This is a genomic window from Streptococcus sp. 3109 (assembly GCF_013276905.1).
Classification (GTDB): domain Bacteria; phylum Bacillota; class Bacilli; order Lactobacillales; family Streptococcaceae; genus Streptococcus.
The window spans coordinates 80822-91873 of the sequence record NZ_VMLY01000013.1; the positions used below are offsets into that span (position 1 = coordinate 80822).

An 11052-nucleotide genomic window follows, 5' to 3' on the forward strand; every position below is an offset into this window, starting at 1 on the left:
TTGTTTCTATATTTTTGAAGTTCTCATTTTCCTACTACTAATTTAACTATAGCAAAAATAATGCAGATAAGGCAGATAAGGAAGGATATTTTTGCTTGTAGGAATTCTAAAAATCAAGCTTTTCTGGATTCAAATCTCTTCATAATCACAGTTAAACGCCAACGGTAGAGAGCCCCACTTACGATTAGACTAATAATCAAACCAATCCAGTAAGAATAAGCTCCAAAATCTGTTAGGGAATCAAATACCATAGCTACTGGGAGTGTCACCCCCCAGTAACCAACCAAACCAAGGTAAAAAGGAATAACTGTATCCTTATAGCCCCGTAAAATTCCCTGGAGCGGTGCCGCAAAAGTATCTGCTAACTGGAAGAAAAGGCTATAAGTCAAAAAACGCGCTGTCAAATCAATAAATTCTGGATCGTTACCATAAAGACTGGCCACATTTCCCCTAAAAATGTAAAGGAAGGTTAAGGTGAAGGCCGCAAAAATGAGGGCAGTCCATCTCCCTAGACCAATATAGGTTTTCGCATCATCAAATCGCTTAGCTCCCACTTCATAGGAAACGACAATAGCCATAGCAGATGAGATACTCATGGGAAAGGCGTACATGAGACTTGAAAAGTTCATAGCTGACTGGTGACTAGCGATAATCAAGGACGAGAACTTCGCCATAATCAAGCCAACCACGGAAAAGATGGCTACTTCCGCGAAGACAGTCCCCCCAATAGGCAGACCTAAACGAACTCCTTCCTTGATTTTATCCATATTAAGCGGAATTCGTTTCTCAAGATGTAGAGCCTTGAGCTTCTCCTGTTTAAATAGAACCAGAACAGAAATCCCCAGCAAGACCCAGTAAGCCAAAGAAGTTCCTAAACCAGCCCCAGCACCTCCCAGTTCTGGAACTCCAAAGGCCCCGTAAATCAAGAGGTAGTTAAATCCGCTATTGAGAGGAAGTAACAAAAGCATAAGATACATAGACAGTTTGGTCAACCCCAGCGAATCCAGCAAGGAACGAATGACACTAAATAGCAACAAAGGGATAATCCCGATAGATAAAAACCAGAGATAACGAATCGCTACTGCCGCCACTGGTGCTTCTAGTCCAATATGATTCAAGATTGGTGGTGCCAAGAAAAGTACCATCCCCAGCAAGACCACAGATAGTCCCAAAGCCAAATAGATGAACTGGTAAAAATCAGATGCAACTTCTTCCTTTTTTCCTCGACCAAGATGGTGACCAATGATGGGCACCAGGGCTGACACAATTCCTGTTAGGAAGGTAAAAAAAGGATTCCAGATACTGGTCGCCATAGACACACCAGCCAAGTCCATAGTATTGTATTGACCTGTCATTGCAGTGTCAACAAAAGAGGCAGAATAATTGGCAAATTGGTAGATCAGGATTGGGAAGAAAATTTTTAAAAATAATACTAACTTCTCTCGTAAACACTTTGTCTTATACATACTTCTCTTTCTATTCTGATTTATCTAAACCAAAGAGTTTCAGACCATAATTTTTCAAACTTAGCGGAGGGTTATTAGATTTTGAAGTAGTATGCCAACACGCACATGTACGACAATAATAGCTTCTAACTAAACCTCCATTATCATATTGAACTGCATGGTCAGCTTTTTCTTTAGTTTCATATTGAATTTTAGAACGATTAGATGCGGGACAGTAAATTCCGCTATTAGATTTTGCTTTTCTCTCCCTACGTTTTCGAAAATAATTCATATTCTAACTCCTATCAAGCTTGATAGACAATTTGTCCCTTACAGATTGTATATTTAACCTGCCCTTTTAAGGTTTCACCGATGAATGGTGAATTAGCTGCTTTCGAAGCAAATTGGGAGTCCACAAGGCGGTCAGCCTTAGCATCAAAAATAGTGATGTCCGCTGGACCATTCTCAGCCAAATAACCTGCTTCAAAGTTGTAAAGCTTGGCTGGGTTGTATGTCATCTTTTCGAGTAATTCCATCAAGCTCAACTCACCAGCTTCCACCAAATAGGTCAAGCCGAGAGACAGGGAGGTTTCTAAACCTGTCATACCAGATGGTGCTTTGGTAATATCCTCAACGTTTTTCTCATCTGCATGGTGAGGCGCGTGGTCTGTCGCGATAACTGTGATGATGCCTGATTTAAGACCCTCGATAACAGCACGACGGTCTGATTCCAAACGAAGCGGCGGATTCATCTTGGCATTACTTCCTTGTGTCAAAAGGAGAGCTTCTGTTTTCGAGAAATGCTGTGGTGCTACTTCTGCTGTGACTTGCGCACCCAAACCTTGAGCAAACTCAACTACTTTAACACTTTCTTTCTTAGACAAATGCTGAATATGAACATGGGCCTTGGTTGCATAGGCAATCATGACATCACGCGCCATCATAGCATACTCAGCCACCCCAGTCGCACCGCAGATATGGAAATGCTCTTTAGCAATATTTTCGTTAAAGCCAAGAACACCGTTCAATCCTGGATCTTCCTCATGAAGACTAATAAAGGTATTAAGCTTTTTAGCTTCCTCCATGGCTTCCTTGACAACTTTACTACTTTCAAGCGGAATACCATCATCTGAGAAACCAACCGCACCTGCTTCTAAAAGCGCCTTAAAGTCAGTCAAATCTTGCCCATTAAAATTTTTAGTAATAGTCGCAACCGTCTTGACATTAATCTTCTCTTTGGCAGCTGACTGGAGAACTTCTTGCAAAGTCTCCACGTCTGAAATGGTTGGACTGGTATTAGCCATCATGACGACAGTAGTAAAACCACCTGCCGCAGCTGCTAGTGCCCCAGTATGGATGTCTTCCTTGTGTGTTTGACCCGGTTCACGGAAATGAACATGAATATCGACCAAGCCAGGTGCAACTACAAGACCAGTAGCATCAAGCACCTCTACTCCTTCTTTCTTGATTTCAGGCGCAATTTTGACAATTTTCCCATCTTGGACCAAAACATCACACACTTGATCCAAACCAGACTTGGGATCCATTACACGACCATTTTTAATTAGTAGCATCTGCTTTCTCCTTTATTCATAGAAATCAACTTGGGTATCCAACAATTTATCCCCATCATAAACAAACTTGGCTGAAAAGAAGGGTTTGTCCTCTAAAAGCCACCCAACAAAGGTATGGTCACCTTCCCAAGTTGGCTTGCTCAAAACCTCATCATAGGGAACCCATTCTAGCGTTCCCTCGTTGCAGTCAATCAAGTCCCCTTCAAACTCTGTCACCTTAAAAACATAGGTGTACCAGTCTAAATCTGGCGTAAATTCAGGAAAAGTGATAACACCTTTTAGAACAGGCTTAGCTTTGAGCCCTGTTTCTTCGAGGATTTCACGCGCTGCACATTCCTGAGGTGTCTCTCCTCTCTCTAGCTTACCACCCACACCAATCCATTTTCCTTCATGAACATCATTTGGCTTCTTATTACGGTGGAGCATAAGCAGTTCTTTCCCGTTATCAATGTAGCAAATTGTCGCTAACTGAGGCATATTTTCTCCTTATCTAAGCCAATCGATTGGCTCTTGTCCTGTCTCTTTTAAGAATGCATTGGCCTTGGAAAAAGGCTTAGAACCCCAAAATCCTCTATAAACTGACAAAGGACTGGGATGGGCTGATTCGATAATCAAGTGATGAGGATTGGTAACTAAGGCCTTCTTCTTGCGTGCATAAGCTCCCCAGAGCACAAAAACGACTGGTCTATCTAGATGATTGACCACCTGAATCACAGCATCCGTAAAAGGCTCCCATATCTGACCAGTATGACCATTGGCCCGTCCAGCAGGAACAGTCAAACAAGCATTAAGAAGCAAGACTCCTTGATCAGCCCAAACTGTCAAATCATGAGATTTCTTGACCCCAATATCATCTGACAATTCTTTCAAGATATTTTGCAAGGATGGCGGAGCTGGGATAGAGTCGGGTACAGAAAAACTCAAGCCCTGCGCTTGACCTGGCCCGTGATAGGGATCTTGCCCTAGAATCACCACCTTAACTTCTTCAAGCGGTGTTGTCAAGAGAGCCTGAAAAACCTTTTCTTTGGGCGGATAAACAGTCCCCTGAGCGTAGACCTGCTCCATAAACTGATTGATTTTCCCAAAATAACCCTCATGTAATTGCTCCTTAATCAAAGCATGCCAAGACGAGTGTTGCATAGCCGACTCCTTCTTTTTTACTGCCTCTATTATAGCAAAAAGTGGCTATCTAAACCACTTTTTACAGTTTATCTAAGCAATCCAGCAAGTCTTGGTAAGAATGGACTTCGTAGGTTGGCTGGGCTTGTGTGTGATTTTCTAGGTGATGAGAGTTGTACCAGATAGTGGCAATCCCAGCATTATTACCACCTTGAATGTCGGCGGTTAGGGAATCTCCAATCATCAGCGTCTTTTCTTTGATAAAACCTGCAATCTGCTGACCAATCTTTTCATAAAAGAGAGCATCAGGCTTTTGAGTTTGCAATTGCTCTGAGATAAAGACTTGATTGAAATAAGGTGCTAAACCAGATTGAGCCAAACGCCCTGTCTGAATAGCAGTAATCCCATTTGTCGCAGCATACAAGTCATAATCACGATCGATGAGACTGTCCAAAAGTTCATGAGCGCCGGAAATCGTTTGTCCCTGTTGGGCTAGGTAAAATTGGTAACGCTGGGCTAGAAAACTACCAGCTTTTTCCTGTCCAAAATGAGAAAATAAACGAGAAAAGCGCGTGTTAACCAGCTCTTGTTTACTAATTTTCTTTTGCTCCAAGTCCTTCCAGAGAGCCTTGTTCATAGGAACGTAAAAGTCTTTGTAGGCCTGAATATCTGTAACCCCTTCTTCTTTTAGAAGTTGCGTCAAAGCCACATCCTCAGCAGCATCAAAATCAAGAAGAGTGTGGTCGAGGTCGAAAAGTAGAAATTTGTAGGACAATTTGAGGTTTTCCTTTCTAGGATAAACAACTTTCACTTCAGTCGGCTGTTTAATGTAAAAACTTAAAAGTAGTAAATTATAACAAAAATAATAGTTCCAATTGATTAACTAATCCATACTATTCTAGTCAAGTTTATTTTTATTATAGAAAAATCTTCTATAAATTCGAGCAATAGTTAAAATACATACAAATATGACTCCCAAAATAGATAATACTATTTTCACAAAATTCATTTCAGAACCTATGACATAGATATGAAAAAGAGGGGCTAGTCCTACACATAGAGACAATGGATAACTAATAAATCTTATCTCACCAATTCCTGCAATAAAATGTTTCATTTTAGATATTCCAATTTTACCTTTCATCTTTATAATCCACTAACAACTCTATTGACTTCTCTTTTTTTTGAAAAATCTTGACAGCAAATTTACTCCACTTAATGCTACTAAGACTTCAATGGGCAAAAAATAGTAATTCCATATCAAAATGAGAAATCAGCAATGTTAGAAATAGTATACAGTCAATATAACTATTCTGAAAATACTCGGTAATTACATAATACAGAAACACCACAACCATCAAAATTAAAACAACCATCATAATACTATTATCCTGTCCTTCTCACTAACGCTATTTCCAAAATTTAATTTTTTTATGACTTAGTAACGCAATTCCAATTAGCAATACACCTAATATAAATACAAGTATTTCCCAAAATTTATTCTCAGTTTTAATAAAAGGTATAAGATACATACTAACCAATATGGAACTTACTCCTAAAATAGCAAAGACCACTCTGACTCTATCACTTAGTTTAAACATATTTAATTCCCCATAAAATAAGCAGTGGCTACGTTTACTGTAACATTCCCCCGTCTTTATGTATGGATAATCCCCATCAAGATACATCATCTCCTCTTGCTCAATAGCAACATAATTATTTGGTGATACGAGTTTCATAAGATTTCTCCTCTTTAACGTTGCATGGTTAGGATAGTTTCCTAACAGGTAATCGTTGACTGCGTTTAAAGCACTTTGTCACCTAGATAAAATATCCTTTCTCTACCTGATTTGATTTTAAAGAGAACTAAGATTTAACCATATCTATCTCACCTCTTATTTTTAAATAATTCATACTCTTTTTCTCTGATAAAGGGAAGTGAGAAATTAGAAAAAATTAGTAGAATTGAAAACAGATATTCGTCTTTTTGTATCACTAAAACATAAGCTAAAAATAAATAGACAATCAAATCTAGTACAAAAAGAGAAAATATCCTCCTTTTCATTACCTCACTTGTCTTAAAGATTCTGTTTAATAGAATCTTTATCGTAGTATCTACACAAATTTTTGTCAAAAAGATAAGAGTCAATACACGATTAGCAACTGTACCATGAAGAATAAATGGAAATATAGTTAATATAAAACTAGAAATCTCTAAATATTTTATCCAAGGAGATTGAGACATCTTACTTTTAAACTGACTGATTTTCCTATACTCGCTAGCTAATCTAGTATCAAAATCTTTACCAATTATATTAAAGATTAAGAACTCCAGGATAAAAATACTGATTAATACGATATAAGTAGAAACCTTTCCTGGGAAATATTTATTGATTAAAATCGGGAAACTCATTAACAGAATCGAATTTATGGCTAGACAGATAGATACTATTTTATTTTTCACTGAATATATAGGGAGTGATACTATCGAATAGAGAAACGCTAAAAAAATAAGCAAGAAATACTCTGTGCTGCTAATTAGCGGCGCCCTTAATGATAAAAATAGATAGGCACCCCACACGATGATATGCGCTTTACGAATTGACTCTAAACTACTCATCTACCTACTCCTAAATCTATTTTTAGTTCACATTCTCTTTCCTACAAGTCATAAACGTTTCATGATATTTCTTTCTTCTACATTAGATAAAGTCGAAATACATTATTAACAAATGAAAATATAATGATAAGGCTTTCTTTTACTTTAGACTACCATAAAACAAGGAATCTTTCAACAAAATTCATTGGCAAACTACTATTCTAGAAGATTGACAGCTCAAATCTTTCAGAATAGAACAATCCTAACTATCGAATACCCTAACTTCATAAATATCAATGTTAATTTTTGAAGGATTCTAAAGCTAGAATAGTCCCATCACAATCTGTTTTGAATGATTCACAATTTAGAAACGCTATAGCTTTACTCCTGTTAAAATAAAAAGGAACTGCATAAAGCAATCCTTTTCTGATTTTGAAATCATTTACTTATACTCTTCGAAAATCAAATTCAAACCACGTCAGCTTCACCTTGCCGTACTCAAGTACAGCCTGCGGCTAGCTTCCTAGTTTGCTCTTTAATTTTCATTGAGTATTAAACTTTGATAGTTGAGATAATCAATAGCCCACCTATAAAAAGAGTTATAGTAAAATTCCTTATTTATTGATTTCAAGCTCCGACAACTGTGTTTGAATAACTGACAGTTCTGCACCAGCTTGAAGAAGAGCAGCTGCAGTATAGGCACCTTCTACAATTGGAACCCTATTGATCCTGATACTCTTATCACTGAAATCAGCCACCATTTCTAAGTTCATTTTAGCAGAACCTAGGTCAAAAAAGGCTAATAAAGTATCTGCTGGATTTTCGGAAACAACCCTATCTACTTGATCAAAACTCGTTCCAATTCCTCCATCTTCGGTTCCTCCTACATAAGTAATCGGAACATCTTTAGCTACTTCACTAATCAGTTCAACAACACCTTCTGCAATGTGTTTGGAATGTGAAACGATAACAAGACCAATACTTCCCATTAAACCACCCCAGTTTCTAAAAGAGCAGTAAAGAGTAATCCTGATGAGAATGATCCAGGATCAATATGTCCAAGAGAACGTTCTCCTACATAAGATGCCCTTCCTTTAGTTGCAAGTAAATCTTTGGTAGCATTCACTACCTGATCAATAACCTCTTGAGTCAACTGGCCATCAGACAAGGCGGCAATAACAGGAGTCCAAACATCAACCATTGTCTTTTCTCCAACTTCTGCTTTCCCGCGTTTGACAATCATATCCAAACCACTTTGTAAGATTTCTTCTAATTTCGAATTTGAATCAGCCTTGGCCATGCCCATAAAAGCAGAGCCATACAAGGGACCAGAAGCACCGCCTACCTTACTCAGTAGTTGCATTGAGACAAGTTTAAAAACATCACTGCTGGTCTCAAATTGCTTTCCTTCTAAGTTTTCCATAACTGCAGCCATGCCACGCGCCATATTTCCACCGTGGTCTCCATCTCCTATAGGGGTGTCTAGCTCACTAAGATAATCTTTCTGTTCTTGAATCTTTTCATTAAAAAGCTTCATCCATTCAAGAGCTTGTTCAGCATTCATGCAACATTTCCTCCTTGAGTCTTACCAAGCTGGAGTAGTAACAGGTGCATTTAGAGCATCCAACCACTCATCATCTGCCAATCGAATCAATGTTAATGACAAACCAGCCATATCGATTGAGGTCATATAGTTTCCAATTTTCTTAAATGCCAACTCAACACCTTTTTCATGGAGTAATTTAGCCACATCATTTGCAAATACATATTGCTCCATAAGAGGAGTGCTTCCTAAACCATTGATGAGAAGGCCATAGCGTTCACCAGCTTTAAGTTGGAAACCTTCAGATAGTTTTTCAACCAATTCTGAGGCCAATTGTGCGGAAGGTTGCATTTTCTCTTTTTTATATCCTGGCTCACCGTGAATACCAACTCCATATTCAAATTCATCATCTTCTAGAACAAATCCTGGTTTCCCAACTTCAGGAACAGTAGCGCCAGATAGAGCTAATCCAATTGTTTTAATTTCTAAGACAAGTTTGTCGGCCAAGTCCTTCATTTCAGATAATGATTTACCAGAACGAGCCGCATTACCCAAAATTTTATGGACTAAAATAGTACCTGCAACACCTCGACGACCTTGGGTATAGAGACTATTTTCAACAGCAATATCATCATCGACTACAACGCTTGCTACATCAATACCTTCCATTTCAGCAAGTTCTTGTGCAATTTCAAAGTTCATAATGTCACCAGAATAGTTCTTGATGACCATGAAAACTCCAGCACCTTCATCAGCCGCCTTGATGGCTTCTAAAATTTGGTCCGGAGTAGGTGAAGTGAAGACTGCTCCACAAATGGCAGCAGACAACATTCCTTCTCCTACAAATCCAGCATGACTTGGTTCATGTCCTGAACCTCCACCAGAAATGAGTCCAACTTTTCCTGTCTTTTCTGCCTTTCTAACGATGACATCAAAACCATCTAAGCGTTCTACCAAGTCATCATGCATGAATGACAATCCCTGCAACATTTCATCAACAACTTGTGTCGGTTCATTTATAATTTTTTTCATGAGAAACTCCTTTCGGTATTTACCTTTGTTTTCGCTTTCATTATATATTTTTTATCGCTGGATGATAAGGGACAGATTCTATTATTTGTCCCCTTTTAAACCCGTTTAAAACATTTTTTTGGTAAAATGAAGTAAGTAAAAGAAAGGTTTCCTATGGCATCATCACTTATTACAAAAAAACGGATTGCCAAGGCATTTAGAGACCTATTAGCTACTAGAGAATTTGACAAAATCTCCATTGTAGATATCATGGAATCAGCTGGCATTCGTAGACAGACCTTTTATAATCACTTTCTTGACAAATATGAACTGCTAGACTGGATATTTGAAAATGACTTAACCGAGTATATCACCAATAACTTGGACTTCATTTCGGGCCAAAAACTATTACAAGAACTATTTCTTTATTTCGAACAAGAGCGTGACTTTTATATTCAACTTTTTGATATTCAAGGGCAAAATAACTTCTATGACCACTTTATCAGCTACTGTCGCTTGCTTGTATCAAAAATTTTAAGAGAATATGGTCAGATTGATATTGATTCATCTGCTTATACTTGTTTTTTGTTAGACTATCATTCACATGCTCTAGCAGAAATCGTGAAGGCTTACGTCAATAAAAAAAGTCCAGTTCCACAACCAGACTTTCTAATCATGACAATTATTGGAAAGAGACCACAATGACATTTATTTCAAATCATAAACAGAAAATTATTTCAAGTTACATTTCAGCAACTGTTAGCAGTCATCCCGAATTAGAAAAACACCCTACTTTACCATTAGTCTATCAAAAAAATCGAAATCCTCATCAGGTTCCAATCTTGTCGGGTGGAGGTTCCGGTCACGAACCTGCGCATATTGGATATGTGGGAGAAGGAATGCTTACTGCTGCTATCTATGGCCAATTATTTACTCCACCTACAAGAACTGAAATCTTAGAGTCCATTCGTTTTTTAAACAATGGTCACGGTGTCTTCATCATTGTAAAAAATTTCGAAGCAGACATCAAAGAATTTAGCTGGGCCATTAACACCGCTAGACAAGAAGGAATTAAAGTCGGCTATAGTCTAGCACACGACGATATTTCTATTGAACCTCACAATAGATTTCAAATTAGAGGAAGGGGACTTGCAGGGACAATCTTACTTCATAAAATCCTAGGATATGCAGCTCAAAATGGTGCCGACATAGAGCAACTAACTGATTTAGGTCATGAACTTGCTCCCGAAATCGCAACAATTGGCTTTGCAACGAAAGCTGCTAGTCTCCCCCAAGCCCCCCTTCCACTATTTAACTTGGAAGAAGGAAATATTTCTTATGGTATTGGGATACATGGCGAAGAAGGCTATCGTATCGTCCCATTCCAATCATCGGAAATCCTTGCAAATGAAATTATAAGTAAATTAAGATTGCACTATCATTGGAAAAAGGGTGATCAATTTATATTGCTTGTAAATAATCTAGGTACTACTACCAACCTAGAAATGGGCATATTTATCAATGACATCCTTCAACTCTTAGAAATTGAAGGAGTCACTATTACCTTTATAAAATCAGGAACATTTATGACCAGTCTAGATATGGCAGGTATATCCGTAACTCTTTGCCCTGTAAAAAATAAGCAATGGTTAGAAGCGCTCAATGCTCCAACGACAGCTTTTGCATGGTAATTTGCTTGTATAACTCAAAAGGGCTACATCACTTGATAGCCCTTTGCTTTTATCTTATACTCAATGAAAA

14 protein-coding genes and 1 pseudogene are annotated in these 11052 nt (G+C 38.1%); 2 read left to right on the top strand and 13 right to left on the bottom strand.

Going from position 1 to position 11052, the window contains the following annotated elements; all coding sequences use genetic code 11:
* Positions 1 to 113 precede the first annotated feature (113 nt).
* From pdrM to dhaK, 13 genes and pseudogenes are all read right to left on the bottom strand, one after another.
* Positions 114 to 1466, bottom strand: a complete 1353-nt coding sequence (gene pdrM, locus HT698_RS07340; RefSeq protein ID WP_112443707.1) for a sodium-coupled multidrug efflux MATE transporter PdrM — start codon at positions 1464 to 1466, stop codon at positions 114 to 116.
* 10 nt (positions 1467 to 1476) lie between these two features.
* The gene (locus HT698_RS07345; protein ID WP_001105920.1) at positions 1477 to 1737 is read right to left on the bottom strand and encodes a hypothetical protein; all 261 of its coding nucleotides are present in this window, start codon (positions 1735 to 1737) and stop codon (positions 1477 to 1479) included.
* A 13-nt stretch (positions 1738 to 1750) separates the two neighbouring features.
* Positions 1751 to 3019, bottom strand: a complete 1269-nt coding sequence (locus HT698_RS07350; protein WP_173217878.1) for a dihydroorotase — start codon at positions 3017 to 3019, stop codon at positions 1751 to 1753.
* A 12-nt stretch (positions 3020 to 3031) separates the two neighbouring features.
* Complete coding sequence (locus HT698_RS07355; RefSeq protein ID WP_001135770.1) at positions 3032 to 3496, bottom strand: 8-oxo-dGTP diphosphatase; 465 nt, start codon at positions 3494 to 3496, stop codon at positions 3032 to 3034.
* A 9-nt stretch (positions 3497 to 3505) separates the two neighbouring features.
* The gene (locus HT698_RS07360; protein WP_173217880.1) at positions 3506 to 4159 is read right to left on the bottom strand and encodes a uracil-DNA glycosylase; all 654 of its coding nucleotides are present in this window, start codon (positions 4157 to 4159) and stop codon (positions 3506 to 3508) included.
* Positions 4160 to 4220: 61 nt separating this feature from the next.
* On the bottom strand, positions 4221 to 4913 hold the full coding sequence (locus HT698_RS07365) for a YjjG family noncanonical pyrimidine nucleotidase (RefSeq protein WP_173217882.1): 693 nt from the start codon (positions 4911 to 4913) through the stop codon (positions 4221 to 4223).
* 123 nt (positions 4914 to 5036) lie between these two features.
* A complete protein-coding gene (locus tag HT698_RS07370) occupies positions 5037 to 5255 on the bottom strand; it encodes a hypothetical protein (RefSeq protein WP_173249615.1) in 219 nt (72 codons plus the stop codon).
* Between the two features lie 48 nt (positions 5256 to 5303).
* Positions 5304 to 5517, bottom strand: a pseudogene (locus HT698_RS10335) (hypothetical protein).
* A gap of 30 nt (positions 5518 to 5547) precedes the next feature.
* Positions 5548 to 5739 (bottom strand): hypothetical protein, encoded by a 192-nt coding sequence (locus HT698_RS10530; RefSeq protein WP_173217895.1) that lies wholly within the window; start codon positions 5737 to 5739, stop codon positions 5548 to 5550.
* A gap of 287 nt (positions 5740 to 6026) precedes the next feature.
* Positions 6027 to 6758 (bottom strand): hypothetical protein, encoded by a 732-nt coding sequence (locus tag HT698_RS07380; protein WP_173217884.1) that lies wholly within the window; start codon positions 6756 to 6758, stop codon positions 6027 to 6029.
* A gap of 593 nt (positions 6759 to 7351) precedes the next feature.
* A complete protein-coding gene (dhaM, locus tag HT698_RS07385; protein ID WP_077805073.1) occupies positions 7352 to 7726 on the bottom strand; it encodes a dihydroxyacetone kinase phosphoryl donor subunit DhaM in 375 nt (124 codons plus the stop codon).
* Positions 7726 to 8301, bottom strand: a complete 576-nt coding sequence (gene dhaL, locus HT698_RS07390) for a dihydroxyacetone kinase subunit DhaL (protein WP_024057029.1) — start codon at positions 8299 to 8301, stop codon at positions 7726 to 7728. Before dhaL ends, dhaM begins: the two co-directional genes overlap by 1 nt.
* A 21-nt stretch (positions 8302 to 8322) precedes the next feature.
* Entirely contained in the window at positions 8323 to 9312 is a 990-nt protein-coding gene (gene dhaK / locus HT698_RS07395) for a dihydroxyacetone kinase subunit DhaK (RefSeq protein ID WP_173217886.1), read from the bottom strand.
* Between the two features lie 153 nt (positions 9313 to 9465).
* Between dhaK and dhaS the strand changes: the two genes are divergently transcribed.
* The gene (gene dhaS, locus HT698_RS07400; RefSeq protein ID WP_173217888.1) at positions 9466 to 9996 is read left to right on the top strand and encodes a dihydroxyacetone kinase transcriptional activator DhaS; all 531 of its coding nucleotides are present in this window, start codon (positions 9466 to 9468) and stop codon (positions 9994 to 9996) included.
* Positions 9993 to 10982 (top strand): DhaKLM operon coactivator DhaQ, encoded by a 990-nt coding sequence (dhaQ, locus tag HT698_RS07405; RefSeq protein ID WP_023936903.1) that lies wholly within the window; start codon positions 9993 to 9995, stop codon positions 10980 to 10982. Before dhaS ends, dhaQ begins: the two co-directional genes overlap by 4 nt.
* Positions 10983 to 11052: the final 70 nt, after the last annotated feature.